Here is a 17,918-nt window from a genome sequence, read left to right as displayed (position 1 = left end):
ATGCGTATCGTATTGCCCTGTGCGCTGCAAGATGGGCGGTATCAGACCTTATGAGGTGGCCTGGTCCTTGAGCCGGCCGAGGGATTCGTCACGACCGAGGATCGCCAGGACGTCGAAAATGCCGGGCGAGGTGGTCCGTCCGGTGAGCGCCGCGCGCAGCGGCTGGGCGACGGCACCCAGCTTGAGATTGTTGGCGTCGGCAAACGCACGCAGCGCGGCTTCCGTGGCCGGGCCGCTCCACGGCTCGACCGCGGCAAGAGCGTCGTGCAGCCGGCCGATCAGGGCACGGCTGTCCGGCGTCAGCAGGGCGGCCGCCTTGGCGTCGATCGGCAGCGGCCGGTCGGCGAAGATGAAGGCGGCGCCGTCGATCAGCTCTAGCAGCGTCTTGGCGCGCTCCTTCAGGCTCGGCATCGCCTGGGTGAGCTGGGCGCGGGTGGCGTCGTTGAGCTTGGCCTTCAACGCTGCGCCGTTCGGCACGTAGTTCAGCACATCCTCGAACTGGCGCGCCAAGGTGGCATCGTCGCTGTGACGGATGGTGTGGCCGTTGAGGTTTTCCAGCTTGGCGAAGTCGAACCGCGCCGCCGAGCGGCCGATCGCGGGCAGGTCGAACGCCTTGATCATCTCCTCGGTCGAGAAGATCTCCTGGTCACCATGGCTCCAGCCGAGCCGCACCAGGTAATTGCGCAGCGCCGACGGTAGATAGCCCATGGCGCGGTAGGCATCGACGCCGAGCGCGCCGTGGCGCTTGGACAGCTTCGATCCGTCGGGTCCGTGAATCAACGGGATGTGCGACATCGACGGCACCGACCATCCCAGCGCATCGTAGATCTGCTTCTGGCGCGCGGCGTTGATCAGATGGTCGTCGCCGCGGATGACGTGGGTGACGCCCATGTCGTGGTCGTCGACGACCACGGCCAGCATGTAGGTCGGATTGCCATCGCCTCGCAGCAGAACGAGATCGTCGAGGTTCTCGTTCTGCCAGACCACGCGGCCCTGCACCTGGTCCTCGATCACGGTCTCGCCGGTCAGAGGGGCGCGCAGCCGGATGGTCGGCTTGACGCCCTCGGGCGCCTCCTTCGGATCGCGGTCGCGCCATAGGCCGTCGTACAGCCGGGTGCGGCCCTCCGCGCGCGCCTTCTCGCGCATCGCGGCCAGCTCCTCGGCCGTGGCATAGCAGCGATACGCCATGCCGCTGGCGAGCAACTGCTCGGCGACCTCGCGATGCCGCGCGGCGCGGCTATATTGGTAGATGACGTCGCCGTCCCAATCGAGCTCGAGCCATTTCAGCCCGTCGAGGATGGCTGTGATGGCCGCATCGGTCGAGCGCTCGCGGTCGGTGTCCTCGATCCGGAGCAGCATCTTGCCGCCGCGGCCGCGCGCATACAGCCAGTTGAACAGGGCCGTCCGGGCGCCTCCGATGTGGAGAAAGCCGGTCGGGGAGGGGGCAAAGCGCGTGACGATCGGGGAGGTCATGGGCGGCAGCACGAAATCCAGGCAAGGGCTATGAAGGGCGGGGGGTGTATAGCAGGCCTATCGCATAACTAAAGCCTTCCTTGGGGGAGGCGGATTTGGCAGATAGGCTGGCAAATTCCGGAGCAGGATATTCTTGATGACCACGACGACAGATACGGCGGCGACGGCAGAGGCAGGGCGCGACTTCATCCGCGACATCGTCCAGGCCGATCTCGACAGCGGCAAGCACAAGACGATCGTGACCCGGTTCCCGCCGGAGCCGAACGGCTACCTGCATATCGGCCATGCCAAGTCGATCGGCCTCAACTTCGGCATTGCCCAGGAGTTCGGCGGCCGCTGCCATCTGCGCTTCGACGACACCAACCCGACCAGGGAAGAGCAGGAATACATCGATTCCATCCAGGCCGACGTGCGCTGGCTCGGCTACGACTGGGGCGACAACCTGTTCTATGCCTCGGATTATTTCCAGCGGCTCTACGACTGGGCAGAAGGCCTGATCAAGGCCGGGCTCGCCTATGTCGATGACCAGACGCAGGAGGAGATCCGGCTGTCGCGCGGCACGCTCACCGAGCCCGGCAAGAACAGCCCGTTCCGCGACCGTTCGGTGGAGGAAAATCTCGACCTGTTCCGACGCATGAAGGCCGGTGAATTCCCCAACGGCGCGCGCGTGCTGCGCGCCAAGATCGACATGGCCGCCGGCAACATCAATTTGCGCGACCCCGTGCTGTACCGGATCCTGCACGCCCATCACCCGCGCACCGGCGACACCTGGAAGATCTATCCGAGCTATGACTACGCCCACGGCCAGTCGGACGCGATCGAAGGCATCACGCACTCGATCTGTACGCTGGAGTTCGAGGATCACCGGCCGCTCTACGACTGGTTCCTCGACAAGCTGCCGGTGCCGTCGCATCCGCACCAGTACGAGTTCGCTCGCCTCAACCTGACCTACACGCTGCTGTCGAAGCGCGTGCTGACGCGGCTCGTGCAGGACGGCCACGTCTCCGGCTGGAACGATCCGCGCATGCCGACGGTGGCGGGCTTGAAGCGCCGCGGAGTGCCGCCGGCGGCGGTACGCGAATTCATCAAGCGCATCGGCATCGCGAAAGCCAACAGCATCGTCGATGTCGGCATGCTCGAATTCTGCATCCGCGAGGAACTGAACCGTACGGCCCAGCGCCGCATGGCGGTGCTGCGGCCGCTGAAGGTGGTGATCGAGAATTATCCGGAAGGCCAGGTCGAGGAGCTCGAGGCGATCAACCATCCCGACGATCCCTCCGCCGGCACGCGCAAGATCGCCTTTGGCCGCGAGCTCTACATCGAGCAGGACGACTTCATGGAGAACCCGCCGAAGAAGTTCTTCCGCCTGTCGCCCGGCAACGAGGTGCGGCTTCGCTACGCCTACTTCATCAAGTGCCGCGAGGTGATCAAGAACGATGCCGGCGAGATCGTCGAGCTGCGCTGCACCTATGACCCCGCGACCAAGGGCGGCAACGCGCCTGACGGACGCAAGGTCAAGGCGACGATGCATTGGCTGCCGGCGGCACAGTCACGCACAGCCGAAATCCGCATCTACAATCAGCTGTTCGCCAATCCGAGTCCGAACGCGGCCGACTTCACCGCCGACCTCAACCCGAACTCGTTGGAGGTGCTGACCGACGCGCGCATCGAGCCTTCGATCGCCGAGAGCAATTCGACCGAACCGATGCAGTTCGAGCGCCAGGGCTACTTCGTGCGCGATGCGGACTCGACGCCGGACAGGCTCGTATTCAACCGCACCATCGGCCTGCGCGACACCTTCGCGAAGGAAGTCGCGAAGGGGTGAACAAAATGAAGAAGGGCCCGTGCCGCCTCGTGGGCGGCATGGCCTGTGTGTGCTAGCGTAGGGCGGTGTTGATCGCGAAGTTGCGCCGCTTGGCCCGGGCAAACGTCTCCGGCGCGCGCTCCTTAAGTGACTCGACGTTGTTGGCCGGCAACTCTTCGATCTTGATGTGCGCTGCGTATTTGGGCCCATGGGTCCACCAGTCACCCGGATCGACCATGACGCGGTTGACCACGACATGGCCTGCGTTCACGATCTCTCCAGGAGCGAGCTTGATCTGCACGATTGGGCCGTTGAAGTCGTGGTTGTAGCAGCCCACCCGAACGATGGTCCACGTGCCCGGCCGCAGTGGCGCCAGCGCACCGCGGAAGTGATCGACGTTGAATCTTTGCATGGTGAAAAGGTTGACCTCGACCCGCTCTGAGCGTCCTTGCTCGGGCTTCAGTTCGACAGACAGAGGCACGCAACCGGGTTTGCCCTCCTGCATCATCGAAACGTTGAATATCAGCACAGCGGAGTCGGGGTGCTCCTGACGCTCCTTGGCGACCAGGATATCGCCTCGGGCTTGCGCGGAAGCCGGAGAGGTGGGACTGAAAAGACCCAGGGTGAGGGCGAGCAGCGCGAATCCGAGCAATCTCATGGGCACACGGGCCGGGGAACCCGGCGCGCCGATCGCGCCCAGTGCAGCTCCCCACCTAAGTTCCGTCGATTCCATATGCGGACGCCAGACACCGGCGGTCGCCATTGTAAGCGCGGCTGCAATCGCCGCGTGCATCGCGTTCGACTAACGTCCGGATGAGCACTAGCCGATCGCGTCCTGTCTAGAGGCCGTGTTCCCGTACCATCGGCTAAAGCAAGGCAGCATTGACCGCGAAGCTGCGCCGCTTGGATCGGGCGAAGGTCTGTGGCGCGCGCTTCTTCAGCGAGGCAACGCTGTCCGCCGGCAACTCCTCGATCTTGATGTGTGTCTCGGTTTTCGGTGCATTGGTGTTGCGATCGATCACGACGTGGCCCGCATTGACGATTTCCCCTGGCGCGATCTTGATCTGCACAATCGGTCCTTTGAAGTCGTCGTAGTCGCAGCGGAGAAAACTGATGGTCCATGTTCCCGGTGGGAGCACCAGCACCGCGCCGCGATCACGGCCGAACACCTGCTCCAGGTCGAGCAGGGGATCGGTGTTCACCTTAGCCACCTTTTCTTCCTTTTGCTCGGATCTGAGTAGGGCCGTCTGGACCGTGCATTGCCGCTTCCCATTCTTGTTGACGGCGATGTTGAAGATGAGCACGCCGTAATCGGGATGCTCTTTCCGCTCCTGAGCCACTTGGACATCGCCCTCGGCCTGGGCGAAGGCGGGTGCGTTGGGGAGAAAGAGACCGAGCACCAAAAGTGCGAAGACTGGAATTCTCATGACACCAGAGCGAGCCGGGAAAACCCGGCGCGCCGATCGCGCCCAGTCCAGCTTCCCCAGGACGAGTTCCGTCAGATTCCGCGCTGCTGCGCCAGACATCAGCGGTGGCCATCTGTGGCGCAGCTGCAATTCTCGCGTGCGTCACGTTCGGCTGACGGCCTGACGCGCGCTAGCCGATCGCGTCCTGCCCGGCGTCTGTCAGTGTCGGCAGGCCGTCGCTGAGCGCAACGAGGCCGCGCTCGCTGAGCAGCGAGAGATCCTCGTCGGACACGGGGGAGAGAGTGAGCCGGTTCGCCTTGATGTCGCGCAGCGTCCAGCGCAGGTGGATGGCCTTCTCGAGATCGAGGTCGGCGAAGGGGTCGTCAATGTCGTGAGCGTCCATACCCAGATAAGCGCGTGCGGTGCAAAAAGTTCCACCGCTCGGCCGTGCAGAATTCCAGGATTCCCGTTCCGTTCTGCTAGGCGCGTTTGCGCAGCTTTGGGTAGCCTCGTTCCAGTGCGGGTAGCGGGTGGTGTGGGCGATGGCGGGGCCGGAGCGGCCGCCGGGATGGCGTCGCGGGATCGCGGGCGTGATGGCCGATGTCTGGCCGCCGCGCGGCGCGCTCGCCGGCGGTTTGCCCACGATCGGCTTGCCTGCCTGGTCGTCCTTCGCTGCCCGGCTGAAGCAATGGGCGCGGGAGGAGGCCGGCGCGGGGCGGCTGCTGCCCTGGGTGCCCATTGCCTTCGGCGCCGGCATCGCGGTGTACTTCTCGGCCGATCACGAGCCGGTGCTGTGGGTAAGCGCGGCCGCTGCGCTCGCGCTGTGCCTCGTCGCGGTGCTGATGCGGCGGCATCGGCTGTTTCCGGCGGTCGTGATGATCGCGGCGGCAGCGTCAGGTTTTGCCGTGGCCACCACGAAGACGGCGCGCGTCGCGCATCCGGTGCTGGCGCGGCCGCTGTATTCGGTCGCGCTGACCGGCTTCGTCGAGTCGCGCGACATCCGCGAGCGCAGCGATCGCATCGTGCTGCGTGTCACGTCGATGGAAAGCCAGCGCAGCGCCGTCACGCTGGCGCGCGTGCGGCTCGCGGTACGCAAGGGCACGGCGCCCGAGGTCGGCAGCTTCGTGCAGCTGAAGGCGCGGCTGCTGCCGCCGCTCGCGCCGGTGCGTCCCGGCTCCTATGATTTCGCCCGCGACATGTTCTTCCAGGGCATCGGCGCCTCCGGCTTCGTGATGGGCGCGATCACGACGCTGACGCCGCCGCAAGAGGGCGGCTTCGGCCTGCGCTATGCGGCCGCGATGCAGGGCCTGCGCGACGCGATCGACGCCCGCATCCGCGCCCGGCTCAACGGCGACGAGCGCGCCATCGCCACCGCGCTGCTGACCGGGCGGCGCGATGCCATCACGCCCGACGTCAACGATGCGATGTTCATCTCGGGCCTTGGGCATGTGCTGTCGATCTCCGGCTATCACATGGCGGTCGTGGCCGGTGTGGTGTTCTTCGCCATCCGCGCGCTGCTCGCGCTGTTTCCCGGCCTGACCGTCAGCCATCCGATCAAGAAATGGGCGGCCGGCGCAGCGCTGGTGGCGGCCGCGTTCTATCTGTTGCTGTCCGGCGCGGAGGTCGCGACGCAGAGGTCGTTTTTCATGACGGCCGTCGTGCTGATCGCCGTCATGGTCGACCGCCGCGCCGTCACCTTCCGCACGCTCGCGGTGGCTGCGATGATCGTGCTGATCGCAGCTCCCGAGGCGCTGGTGCATCCGAGCTTCCAGATGTCGTTCGCGGCGACGCTCGGCCTCGTCGCGCTGGTGCAGTTCGGCATGCCCCGGCTGTTCGCGACGCCGGACTCGTCGGCCACCCAGCGCATCGCGCTGTGGGGCGGGCGCGAGCTCGTCATGCTGCTCCTGGCGTCGCTGATCGCGGGCCTCGCCACCACGCCCTATGCCGCGTTCCATTTCCATCGCGTCACGCCCTATGGCGTCTTGGCCAATCTCGCGGCGATGCCGGTGGTCTCCGCGCTGGTGATGCCTGCGGGCCTGCTCGGGCTGCTGGCGGCGCCGTTCGGCCTGGATGGTCCGTTGTGGTCGCTGATGGGTTGGGGCATCGACTGGATGATCGCGGTGACGCGCTGGGTGGCGGCGCTGCCCGGCGCGGTCGGACGCATCACCGCGTTCGGCATCGGCCCGCTGATCGTGGCCAGCCTCGGGCTGGTCCTGATCGGCCTGCTGCGGACGCCGCTGCGCTGGTCCGGCGCCGTCGCGCTCGCTGCGGCCACTGCGTGGGCCGTCGCGACGCCGCAGCCCGACATTCTCGTCTCCGGGGATGGCCGCGCGGTCGCCGTGCGCGGCGGCGACGGGCGGCTGCACGTGATGCGCACCGGCAAGGACGTGTTCGTCACGCGGGAGTGGCTGGCCGCCGATGCCGATGCGCGCCTGCCGGCCGATGCTGCGCTCGGCGACGGCGTGTCCTGCGACGAGGCAGGCTGCGTGGTGGCGATGGCCGACGGCCGCTTCGTCGCCATGGCGCTGCGCGCCGATGCGCTGTCTGATGATTGCGCGCGTGCGGCGCTGGTGGTGGCGGCGCGCGCCGCGCCGTCGAACTGTGCCGCGGCTGTCATCGATCGCCATCGCCGGCGCCAGCAGGGCGCGCTGATGCTGGTGCGCCGGGGCACGCGCTTCGACGTCACGCCGGCGCGCGCCGATGGCACCGACCGCCCCTGGTGGCCGGCGCCAGCCGACGCCGGTGATTTCGAGCCGACGCTGACGCCGCGCGCGCCGCCGCGCAGTCAGGACGCGACGCCGCCGGAGACCGAGCAGGGCGTCGAAGATTGAGGCCCCGATAGTTCGAACGTGCCGAGATGATACTCGGCGCCGTCAAGCCCGTCGAACAGCGAGGAGACCTCGACGAGCGTGAACGACGCCCCGGGATCGCGCCGCCAGATCGCAACGTCGTCAGCCGTGACCGTCAACCACCCGAACGCCAGCATATAGCGGCCGGGTTCGATGATCCGGCCAGCCTGGTTCCAATCGATCTTGTTGACCACGGTGATACCCCCGGCGGCCACAACGCCGGTCGAGGGACACCGTTCCTGTCGCCAGAGTGTAAGCTCCGCGCGTTCAGCTCAGGTGATGCTGATGCGGCGGATCGGGGTCGTCTGCGGTGTCGGCGTATCGTTCGCCATGCCGGGGCCGCGCTCGGTCGGCTGCTTGGTGACGGGCAGCTGCAGCACCGTGACGCGCTGGCCTTCGCAGAGCTGCGTCACGAGCACGTGGCGGCCATCGGCGAACTCGACGGCGTCGTGGTGGCGATCGGGAATGTGCTTTTCGATGCTGTTGAACTTGGCGACGCGCTCGCGGATTGTCCGGGTCCAGAGCCAGCGGCTGTCGTAGCGGACGTCCTCGGCGAAGGCGAGCTCGGTGCCGGGCAGCATGCAGACCGCGACGGTCGGCTCGCTTTCGCTGGCGAAGCCGCGGGTCGCGGTGCCGCGGAACGTCGTCGAGATCAGCGTCTCGCCGACCTTGGCGGGACGGGACGCAACGGCATGGAGGCTGTAGTCACACATCGGATCGCTCCTCGCTGAGAGATAGCCGACCCACGCTTCCCCCCGGACAGGCGCAGGCCTCTATCAGAGTGGACATCGAGGAGATGTTAGCGCGCGCTTCGCGGCAATTCTGCGCTGATCTGCACGGCATGCGGGTGGCCGCGATCACAAGCGTTTGAGGATACCGCGCTGCACATCATGACATGCATTCGCGCGCGACTCGATTTCGCGTCTTGCTTCTTTTCTTTGCGTCTCACGTCGTTCGGTGGCGAAGATCACAGCACCCCGCCACCGATCGATCGTGCATATCCAGCAAGCGACGTCGCGTGCTCAGTACTTGCGATACAGGCCGACCAGCTTGCCCTGGATCTTGACGCGGTTCGGCGGCAGGATGCGGACCTCGTAGGCGGTGTTGGCCGGCTCCAGCGCGATCGATGCGCCGCGGCGGCGGAAGCGCTTCAACGTCGCTTCCTCGTCGTCGATCAGCGCCACCACGATGTCGCCGGTGTCGGCGGTCTCGTTGCGCTGGATCAGCGCCATGTCCCCGTCGAGGATGCCGGCATCGACCATCGAGTCGCCGCGCACCTCCAGCGCATAATGGTCGCCATTGCCGAGCATGTCGGCGGGCACGCTGATGGTATGGCTGCGGGTCTGCAGCGCCTCGATCGGCGTACCGGCGGCGATGCGGCCCATCACCGGCACGGCGACCGGGCGCTCGCCGTCATCGAGCGCCGGCGTCGAGGTGCGAACCTTGCCGAGATTGCCCTCGATGACCGAGGGCGTGAAGCCACGGCGGTTGCTGGCCGCCTGCGACAGCTCGGGCAGCTTGATCACCTCGATGGCGCGGGCACGGTTGGGCAGCCGGCGGATGAAGCCGCGCTCCTCCAGCGCCGTGATCAGGCGGTGAATGCCCGACTTCGAGCGCAGATCGAGCGCGTCCTTCATCTCGTCGAACGAGGGCGGCACGCCCGCTTCCTTGAGCCGTTCGTTGATGAACCGCAGGAGTTCGTACTGTTTGCGCGTCAGCATCTCGGCCTGGTCCCCAGTTTGTTGTCGTCCAAGTCCCGTGCCCTGCGTCCCTGAGCCGGAAGTGAACGTTCGTATTCGCGTCGCCCGCAACATACTAAAAACAAATCATGAACGGACACTATATGTTCGATGTGTGTTCCGCAATCCTAAAAATATGATGAACGGCGCGGGCTTGCCGGTGAGAAAAGCTCAATTCGGCAGGCGCAGGATCTCGCAGGGGCTGCCGGCAGGCGCCTTCTGCGCGAAGGCCGGGCGGATCACCAGCGCCTGCGACAGCGCGAGATTCCCGAGCAGCGACGAATCCTGCTGCGTCACCGGGGTCGCCACCAGCGTGCCGTCGGCACGCTCGTCCAGCCGGGCCCGCAGATAGTCCTCGCGCGAATCATTGGCGCCGAGCTCGCGGCCGAGCAGGGCGGTCTCGCGCGGCAGCTGCGCCTCGTCGCGGCCGAGCAGGCGCCGAATCAGCGGCACCAGGAACAGGATGGCGCAGACATAGGACGACACCGGATTGCCGGGCAGGCCGATCACCCTGACGCCGCCGAGCCGGCCATGCATCATCGGCTTGCCCGGCCGCATCGCGATCTTCCAGAACGCCATCTCGACGCCCTCGGCCTCCAGCGCCTGCTTGACCAGGTCGTGATCACCTACCGAGGCGCCACCTGTCGTGATCAGGATGTCCGCGCCCGATTCGCGCGCCCGGCGAATGCCGGCCACGGTGGCTTCGAGCGTATCCGCCGCGATGCCGAGATCGACCGCTGCAGCGCCTTCGGCGCGCACCATCGCGCGCAGCGCGTAGCCGTTGGAGTAGACGATCTGGCCCGGGCCGGGCTCGGAGCCCGGCATCACCAGCTCGTCACCGGTGGCGAGCAGCGCCACCGTCGGCCGCCGCCGCACCGGCAGCGTAGGATGGTTCATGCTGGCGGCGAGCGACAGGTCGCGATCGCTGAGCCGGCGTCCGGCGTTCAGCAGCACCATGCCCTGATGAAAGTCGACGCCGGCGGGCCGGATGTGCCGGCCCTTGATCGCGGCCTCGGTGATCACGACGTGGCCGTCGCCCGCAATCGTGTCCTCCTGGATGACGACGGCGTCGGCGCCATCAGGCACGACGCCGCCGGTGAAGATGCGAGCGGCCTCGCCGGGTCCCACCACGCGGTCGAACGGCCGACCCGCCGCGACCTCGCCGATGACCTTCAGCCGTGCCTGCGGCTTGTCCGCATCGACAGCGCGCACCGCGTAACCGTCCATCGCCGACATCGCCTCGGGCGGCTGAGTCCGCAGCGCTGCCAGATCGCGCGCCAGGATGCGGTGAAAGGCATCGTCCAGCGCGACCTGCTCCTCGGCCAGCGGCTCGGCGCCTGCGAGCACCGCGGACAACGCATCGGATACCGGCATCAAGGCCATTGGAGTTCCTTTGAAAGCGATCGTGGGGGCGTTCTAGCCAATGGCGCTGTCGTGGCCAAGCGCGGCGCCAGCGTCGGTTCCAATTGCCCGCGCGCCCGGTGCATCGCGACCGTAGTGCTACGGTAGGGTCCGGCACCAGCCGGTTTCAGCCGATTTCGGCGCGCAAGAAGCCGAATTTGCTGCCCGTCGCAAGCGGGCCGGCCTGCTGCCTCGGGTTGTAGTTCAGTGTTTGAGAACGATTCTCCGCGAATCTCTGCCCGAGCCCAACTCCGATGGTGGAACTCAAACGGAATGCCTCGCGCGGAATATCACGCTGCAAGACGCAGCTGGTCAACCACCCCTCTCTTGATCGCCGCGCTGATCGCGCTCGCCTGTGCCGCCTTCGTGGCCGTGGAGGTCTCGCGCGCGCTGAGGCTGCGCGAGGCGATCTTCACCGATGGAAAGAAGGACACCGTCAATCTCACGAGCTCTCTGCTGCAGCACGCCGAGCTGACGTTTCGCACGGCCGACGCGCTGCTCACGGGGACCGTGTCCTCGCTCGAGCATCGTCCTCCGGATCGGGACGACCGCAGGCGTCTCAAGGCCTGGTTCATCGACGAGCTGAAGCGCATGCCGCAGCTCGTCAACCTGTTGGTGGTCGACCAGGAGGGCACGCTGCTGGTCAGCACGATCGCCGAAGAGGGCACCGTGAACTACGCGGATCGCGACTTCTTCGCCTATCATCGCGATGACCCGGACCGTGGCGTGCGCCTGCACGTGCCGATTCGTGGACGCGCCAGCAATCAATGGATCATTCCGCTCACGCGGCGCTTCAACCGTCCCGACGGCAGCTTCGGCGGTGTCGTGGTGGCGGCGCTCGGCACGCAATATTTCCAGGATTTCTATCAGCGGCTCGACGTCGGCCGGAATGGCGCGATCCTGTTGGCGTCGCTGGACGGGCCGCTGCTGGTACGGCGGCCCTACGCCGAGTCAAATGTCGGCCGCGACATGACGCAGAGCGGCCTCTTCCAGGAGCTCAAGCGCACTCCGGTCGGCAGTCTCGAGATCACGTCATCGACCGATGGCGTCCGACGCTTCAACAGCTACGAGCAGAGCAGCAGTTTACCGATCTTGGTTGCTGTCGCGCACGACGTCGAAGAGATGCTGGCGCCGTGGTGGCAGTCGACCATCCGGCGCATGGTCGAGGCCGGGGCGATCGTCGCCATGATGATCCTGCTTGGGATGCTGATCTGGCGCACGACCCGGAAGCTCGCCGACCGGGCGACCGAGCTTCGTGAGGCCAACGAGCGCTTCGCTGTCGCCATCGATGCGCTGCCGGACGGGCTGAGTGTCTTCGGCGCCGACAACACGCTCATCGTGTCGAACCGGCGGGTCGCCGAGCTCTACGATATCGACCCCCAGGAGTTTTGCCCCGGCGCCCCCTTCAGCCGTTTTGCGCAGCTTTCCAGGGAACGCGGCATCAAGTTCGAACTCGTCGCCAACAACGAAACCGTTCGGCTCGAAGGGGGGCGTACCATGGCCGTGAGGCGCGCCACGACGCCCGACGGCGGCTGGGTTTCGGTCCATGAGGACATCACCGAGCGCGTCCGCGCGGCGGAGATGCTCGACGAGCGGCTCACCGAGCTGACGCAGACGCGAAACCGCCTGGAAGAGCAGCGCAACGAGCTGATCGCTGCGAGCGAAGCGCTCTCCGCGGCCAAGGATGCGGCGGAGGCGGCCAGCCGCGCCAAGTCGGATTTCCTTGCCATCATGAGCCATGAGATCCGCACGCCGATGACCGGCATGATCGGCATGATCGGGCTGTTGGCCGACACCAAGCTCGATCACGAGCAGAAGGAACTCGCTGATATCGCCAAGCTCTCGGCGCGCAATCTGCTGACCGTGGTCAACGACATTCTCGATTTCTCGAAGCTCGAAGCCGGTCAGGTGGCCTCGGAAGCGATCGATTTCGACATCGACAACGTCGTCGGCAGCGTCATGGCCCTGATGGGGCCGAAAGCGAGAGAACGCGGGCTTGCGCTGCAGGCCTCGCTCGCCGAGGAGATGCCGCGCCGGCTCCGTGGCGACCCCCACCGGATTTCCCAGATCCTGCTCAACCTGGTCGGCAACGCGCTCAAATTCACCGAGCGCGGATCGGTCACGATCACGGCCTCGCATGAATGGCTTCCAGACGATCAGGTCCAGCTCAGCATTGTGGTCGCCGACACGGGGATCGGCATCTCCAGCGAGTCGAAGGAGCGGCTGTTCCAGCCGTTCAGCCAAGCCGATACCTCGGTGTCACGCCGCTATGGCGGTACCGGTCTCGGACTTGCGATCTGCAAGCGCTTGTCCGAGATCATGGGGGGCACGATCGGCTTCGACAGCGTCGAAGGACAGGGCAGCCGGTTCTGCTTCACCGTCCGCTGTGGGCTGGCTTCGCTGGAGACGATGGAGGTTGCGCCGCTCGCCCCCGAGCTGCCCGACGACAACGAGGCGCTCGAAATCCTCGTCGCCGAGGATAACGACATCAACCGCAACCTGATCGCAAGGCTGCTTGCCAAGCGGGGCTATCGGGCCGACATGGTCGTCAACGGCTGGGACGCGGTCGAAGCCGTTCAGCGCAAGCGCTACGATCTGGTGCTGATGGACATGCAGATGCCGAAGATGGACGGCGTCACCGCGACCCGCATGATCCGCGATCTCGGCAGCGATGCGGCCGACGTGCCGGTGATCGCACTGACCGCAAACGCCTTGGCCAACCAGCGCGCGCTGTGCGTCGCCGCCGGCATGGACGACTTCCTTACCAAGCCGATCCAGCCCAATCGTCTCTACGAAGCGATCCTGCACTGGAGCAGACACGGCCGTCATGCCAGCCGCCGTCGTGAGCCGGTGGATCTGCTCGCGCAAGACGGCGTCTGACACGAGCAGCGTTGACCGGCGTGCAACCCCGGTTGCGGGCTGTGTCGGGCGCGAGGTGGATCGAGCCTGCGTTCAGCGCCGCCGCGGCTTTTACGCTGTGCGTCCAGCAGTCTTGCTCCGTCTTGCCGCGACCCGAAGCGCCGCCGCCAGCGCGGCACGCGCCCAGCGGATGAATTCCTCGGGATCATCGAACAGCCGATCCGGCGCGCGCCAGAACGCAAGATCGATCTTGATGCCGTTCTTGATGTAGCTCAGCGGCGGATGCTGCTGGGCTTCCGCAAACATCGACCGATTGTCGTCGTCGACGCGGAAATACAGCGTGTTGTCGGCGACCACGCCAAGCATTGCGCCATCGATGAAGACGCCGGTCTTGCCGAACATCCGTCGTGTCGCGATCGCGCCGAGCGGGATGAACTGGTCGCGCAGATATTCGACATAGTCCGGAGTTGCTACCATACGAGAGCCTGCAGGCTGACGGGCCGGCCTTGCATCATGAATTGCGGTGTGAACCCGCCCCATCCTAAAGTCCCGCGCTGCGCGCCCGCGCCGCCCGCAGCGCGGCGCCGACGAAGCCGACGTCACTGAGGCCTCGCCGGAGCGGTTCGTTGAGCACCAGCAAGGTCAGGCCGGCGGCGAGGGCGCCCGCGACCAATCCGACGATATCGAGGTGACCGCAGCCGGCGGCGATCCATGGCGCGAGACCCGCGAGCGGCGTCGGCAGCGGCAACCGGCATACTGCCGGGAGTGTATCGGTGCTTGCCATGACGGCGACGGCGATCGCTGCACCATTTGCCAGCGCGAGCGCGGCAACGACCATGGCGAGACCGTAGCGAAGCTGCAGGACCACATCGATCAGCTTGATCATGACCGGGATCAGAGCCAATGCCACGACCATCGCCGGCATCAGCGACGGCGAATCGAGCCGCAAGGTGGCGCTCGAAGCCAGCCATACGAAGATGGCGGCGAGCAGCCAGAGATTGAGCTTCAGAAATTCGGGAAACTTGCAGGCCAGCAGATGGCGAAGCGCCCGCTCGACGAGATCGAGCACCGCGCAGCTCAGCAATCCGGCGGTGAAGCCGACCAGATGAGCGCCCCAGTTGATCCTGGAGTCCGCGAAAGTGAGCGCAACGTTGAGCGCGATGTTGCTGATGAAGAAGCTGGCCGACAGTTCGATCTTGGCCAGGATCCACAGGCAGAGCAGGGCGCCGAGCAGCCCAGAGGTGGCGCCGGAGGCGCCGACCGTCATGTACGGCTTGCCGTGAATGAAGTCGCCGACCACGCCGGCCAGAACCAGGGTCGCGACATAGATCACGACGAAATAGGTCGCGCCAAGCCTGCGTTCGAGATGCGCGCCCCAGACCATCAGGCACAGCATGTTGCCGAGCAGATGGACCGGGGTGGCATGCAGGAAGCCGTAGGCGAACAGCCGCCAATACTCATGCCGCTGCAGCGCCAGATGATACATCGCGCCGTCGCCGAACAACACGGCGCCGGACGGTGTCGGCGCTCCGCTCTGGATCAGCGTGGCCGCGAAGATCGCGATGTTCAGCGTGAGCAGCAGGAAGGTCGCAGCCTGCGGAGCGACGAAGAACGAGCTGGCTTGGCGTGAGGCTGGCATGCGTCTGATGCTCTAGAGTCCCGGCGCGTTCGTTGTACCGGCTCGCCGCGAGCGACACCAGCGCCAACGGATCCACGCCTCGTGTCGCATCCACAAACGAGTTCGCCATACACGGCATGGTTGTCGTCGTGCGATACGAGCACAGGCACCAGCGCCGGGAATCTCGATCTCGCCCGAACAATCGAACGTCACGCACGTCCATTGCGACCACTCGGCGACCGAGCCGACGAGGGTCAATCTTCGGCCTGGCAAAAATAATGCTTCTGTATTTCCGAATACTCTGCTATGTTGATTTGGTCCCGTGCTCGACAGGAGGGGCGCTTCGCGATCGTCATGGAACGTGGGGTGCGGGATGCGGTGGCCGCAGGATGTCGCAGCGTGCTCGGGAGAGCGCGCGGACGAACGGCAGCTTGCGGACGCGAAGTCGCGTGGTCCTGGCATCCCGAAGCCGATGCCAAGCCGGCGGGTGATGATGATCCCGACGGCGACGGTGGCCAACAAGCCGGGCACCGAGGAGATCGCGTATAAGCGTGAAGACCATCGCGCAGGGAATGCCGGATGTCGGCTGGACCTGTGGTGACTGCCGCCTGCTTTTTTTCTGCAGGCGGGCCATGGGTTGCGGCCTGCAGCCCGGCATTCCCTGCGCCCTCCGTCTGGAGGAGGGTGGTGAGACAAAGCAAAACTCGGGCAGAGCGTGCCGCGAGAATGATTTTGCATGATTGGACGTCTTACTGACGCGCGATCAGACTCCCAGCGCCTCGAGCGCCGCGGCGATGTCGTCCGTCGATCGCACCAGCACCGCTTGCAGCCCGCTGGTCCGCGCGCCCTCGACGTTTTCCGCGAGATCGTCGAAGAACACGATGCGCTCGGCGGGCACGCCGATGGCCTGCACGACGTGATCATAGGCCTCGGCGTCCGGCTTGCGCAGGCCGATCGACGACGACAGGAAGATCTCGCGGAAATGACCGAGCAGGTCGGCGTAGCGCGGCGTGAAATGCGCGATGTGCGGCTGGTTGGTGTTGGAGAAGGCGTACAGCGGCAGTCTCTCCGCTGCGCGTGCGAGCAGCGGCGCGATGCCGGGCATCGGGCCGACGAAGATCGCGTTCCAGCCGTCGAGAAACTGCGCGTCGCTGATGTCGATGCCGAGCCGTCCGCGCAAATGGGCGAAGAACGCCGCGTCCGAGACCATGCCGCGCTCGTGTCCGTGATAGACCTCGTCGCGCACGAAGCGCGGCGCCAGGTCGTCCGCCGCGCAGCCGGCATGCGCGGCCCAGCGCGAGACGACCTGGACGAAATCGACGTCGATGACGACGCGGCCGAGATCGAACAGCAGCGCATCGGCCGCGCCGGGGCGGAGATCGGAAGCGAGCATTGCGACGCGCGTCTTTGCCGAAGAGGATGCCGAAGCAGGGCCTCTTCAATAACGGTAGGGCTCGATGTCGGCCAGCGGAAACGCGCTGAACACGCTCGGCGCATGGGTTGCGGTCGCCGGGTGAAGATAGGAGGCGTTCAGCTCGGCGAAGGAGGCGACACCGAGCAGGCCGAGCGCGCGGATCACCTCGTCTTCCAAGAGCTCCAGCATGCGCAGGATGCCGTCCTCGCCGGCGGCCGCCAGCGCCCAGCATTGCAACCGGCCGATGCCGACCAGGTCGGCGCCGGATGCGATCGCCTTGACGATGTCGGTGCCGCGGCAGAAGCCGCCGTCGACCATGATCTTGGCACGGCCCTTCACCGCCGCCACGATCTCCGGCAGCACGTGCATGGCGCCACGGCCGTGATCGAGCTGCCGGCCGCCATGGTTGGAGACGTAGATCCAGTCGACGCCGTGGTCGAGCGCGATCTCGGCGTCTTCAGCAGTGGCGATGCCCTTGATGATCAGCGGCAGCTTGAACTTGTCCTTGATCAGCTTGACGGTGTGCCAGCTGAGCGCCTTCTGATGATCGCCGCCGGTGGCACGCAGCCGGCTCTCGCGCACGTAGCGCTTGGCGATGTCGCGCTCACGCCGGCTGTAATGGGCGGTGTCGACGGTCAGGCAAAACGCGGCGTAGCTGTTTGCGACGGCGCGGCTCACATAGTCCTCGACGAACGCATCGTCGCCGCGCACATAGAGCTGGAAGATGCGCAGCGCGTCGGGCGCGGCGGCTGCGGTCTTTTCCAGGCCCGGCTCCGAGACCGAGCTCAGCATGTGCGCCGCCCCGAATCGGCCGGCGCCGCGCGCCACCGCGGCCGCCCCATCGGGATCGAAGATCTCGAGCGCGCCGACGGGGGCGAGCACCACCGGCAGGCGCAATTTGCGCCCCAACGTCTCGACCGCGGCATCGACCCGGGAGACGTCGCGCAGCACGCGCGGGCGGAAGGCGATCTCATCGAGCGACATCCGGTTCCGGCGCAGCGTGGTCTCGGTTTCGGCTCCGCCGATGATGTAGTCCCACGCGTTCTGGTTGAGCTGCGTCCGCGCCTTGCGGATCAGCTCATGCAGGTTCTGGAACTTCTCGTCACTGGCGCCGAGCTCGACGTTCCGCCACTTCGGCTCGATCGGGGTTTGCTGATTCACGGCCTGCCTCCCAGCACCTGTTCTGATTTGGCGGCAAGCATCGCTCATCCGGCGGGCGATGCGCAAGCCATTCCGAACTGCGACCCGCCGAGGAGGATCGCGCCTGGTCCATCGCGCGATTCGGACGTCATGCACGGCTTTGTGAGTTTTGATGATGAGGTCTCCGTGAAAGTCCGGGTCGGCCGCGTCTGCTC

General features: G+C 66.2%; 15 protein-coding genes. 3 read left to right on the top strand and 12 right to left on the bottom strand.

Annotation, left to right across the window (positions count from 1 at the left end):
* Positions 1–48: 48 nt before the first annotated feature.
* On the bottom strand, positions 49–1,473 hold the full coding sequence (gene gltX / locus ACQR1I_RS30590) for a glutamate--tRNA ligase (protein WP_434870119.1): 1,425 nt from the start codon (positions 1,471–1,473) through the stop codon (positions 49–51).
* A gap of 136 nt (positions 1,474–1,609) precedes the next feature.
* Here gltX and ACQR1I_RS30585 point away from each other — a divergent pair, with 136 nt between their 5' ends.
* A complete protein-coding gene (locus tag ACQR1I_RS30585; protein ID WP_434870120.1) occupies positions 1,610–3,298 on the top strand; it encodes a glutamine--tRNA ligase/YqeY domain fusion protein in 1,689 nt (562 codons plus the stop codon).
* A 52-nt stretch (positions 3,299–3,350) separates the two neighbouring features.
* Here ACQR1I_RS30585 and ACQR1I_RS30580 read toward each other — a convergent pair whose 3' ends face one another.
* From ACQR1I_RS30580 to ACQR1I_RS30570, 3 genes are all read right to left on the bottom strand, one after another.
* Positions 3,351–4,040 carry a hypothetical protein gene (locus ACQR1I_RS30580; protein ID WP_434870121.1) on the bottom strand — a complete coding sequence of 230 codons (690 nt, stop codon included), beginning with the start codon at positions 4,038–4,040 and terminating at the stop codon, positions 3,351–3,353.
* Positions 4,041–4,143: 103 nt separating this feature from the next.
* A complete protein-coding gene (locus ACQR1I_RS30575; protein ID WP_434870122.1) occupies positions 4,144–4,803 on the bottom strand; it encodes a hypothetical protein in 660 nt (219 codons plus the stop codon).
* A 70-nt stretch (positions 4,804–4,873) separates the two neighbouring features.
* Positions 4,874–5,086: a hypothetical protein gene (locus tag ACQR1I_RS30570; protein ID WP_434870123.1), complete on the bottom strand. Its 213-nt coding sequence runs from the start codon at positions 5,084–5,086 to the stop codon at positions 4,874–4,876.
* A gap of 139 nt (positions 5,087–5,225) precedes the next feature.
* Between ACQR1I_RS30570 and ACQR1I_RS30565 the strand changes: the two genes are divergently transcribed.
* A complete protein-coding gene (locus ACQR1I_RS30565; protein ID WP_434870124.1) occupies positions 5,226–7,514 on the top strand; it encodes a ComEC/Rec2 family competence protein in 2,289 nt (762 codons plus the stop codon).
* Here ACQR1I_RS30565 and ACQR1I_RS30560 read toward each other — a convergent pair.
* The 4 genes from ACQR1I_RS30560 to ACQR1I_RS30545 form a co-directional block, all read right to left on the bottom strand.
* A complete protein-coding gene (locus ACQR1I_RS30560) occupies positions 7,469–7,726 on the bottom strand; it encodes a hypothetical protein (protein ID WP_434870125.1) in 258 nt (85 codons plus the stop codon). The genes ACQR1I_RS30565 and ACQR1I_RS30560 overlap by 46 nt on opposite strands.
* Before the next feature lie 78 nt (positions 7,727–7,804).
* A complete protein-coding gene (locus ACQR1I_RS30555; protein WP_434870126.1) occupies positions 7,805–8,245 on the bottom strand; it encodes a hypothetical protein in 441 nt (146 codons plus the stop codon).
* Positions 8,246–8,554: 309 nt separating this feature from the next.
* On the bottom strand, positions 8,555–9,253 hold the full coding sequence (gene lexA, locus ACQR1I_RS30550; protein WP_012044524.1) for a transcriptional repressor LexA: 699 nt from the start codon (positions 9,251–9,253) through the stop codon (positions 8,555–8,557).
* A gap of 189 nt (positions 9,254–9,442) precedes the next feature.
* Positions 9,443–10,654, bottom strand: a complete 1,212-nt coding sequence (locus tag ACQR1I_RS30545) for a molybdopterin molybdotransferase MoeA (protein ID WP_434870127.1) — start codon at positions 10,652–10,654, stop codon at positions 9,443–9,445.
* Positions 10,655–10,945: 291 nt separating this feature from the next.
* On the opposite strand from ACQR1I_RS30545, the gene ACQR1I_RS30540 reads away from it, so the two are divergent.
* Positions 10,946–13,552 (top strand): ATP-binding protein, encoded by a 2,607-nt coding sequence (locus ACQR1I_RS30540; protein ID WP_434870128.1) that lies wholly within the window; start codon positions 10,946–10,948, stop codon positions 13,550–13,552.
* Between the two features lie 90 nt (positions 13,553–13,642).
* On the opposite strand, the gene ACQR1I_RS30535 is transcribed toward ACQR1I_RS30540, so the two are convergent.
* From ACQR1I_RS30535 to ACQR1I_RS30520, 4 genes are all read right to left on the bottom strand, one after another.
* Positions 13,643–14,008, bottom strand: a complete 366-nt coding sequence (locus tag ACQR1I_RS30535; RefSeq protein ID WP_434870129.1) for a TfoX/Sxy family protein — start codon at positions 14,006–14,008, stop codon at positions 13,643–13,645.
* Positions 14,009–14,072: 64 nt separating this feature from the next.
* On the bottom strand, positions 14,073–15,170 hold the full coding sequence (locus tag ACQR1I_RS30530; protein WP_434870130.1) for a rhomboid family intramembrane serine protease: 1,098 nt from the start codon (positions 15,168–15,170) through the stop codon (positions 14,073–14,075).
* 742 nt (positions 15,171–15,912) lie between these two features.
* Positions 15,913–16,542, bottom strand: coding sequence for an HAD-IA family hydrolase (locus ACQR1I_RS30525; protein ID WP_434870131.1), 630 nt, complete (start codon positions 16,540–16,542; stop codon positions 15,913–15,915).
* Positions 16,543–16,587: 45 nt separating this feature from the next.
* Positions 16,588–17,724, bottom strand: a complete 1,137-nt coding sequence (locus ACQR1I_RS30520; RefSeq protein WP_434870132.1) for an alpha-hydroxy acid oxidase — start codon at positions 17,722–17,724, stop codon at positions 16,588–16,590.
* Between the last annotated feature and the right edge of the window lie 194 nt (positions 17,725–17,918).

It is taken from the genome of Bradyrhizobium sp. HKCCYLS2038 (assembly GCF_051167655.1).
Lineage (GTDB): Bacteria > Pseudomonadota > Alphaproteobacteria > Rhizobiales > Xanthobacteraceae > Bradyrhizobium.
This window is presented reverse-complemented; position numbering and strand designations above follow the sequence as displayed.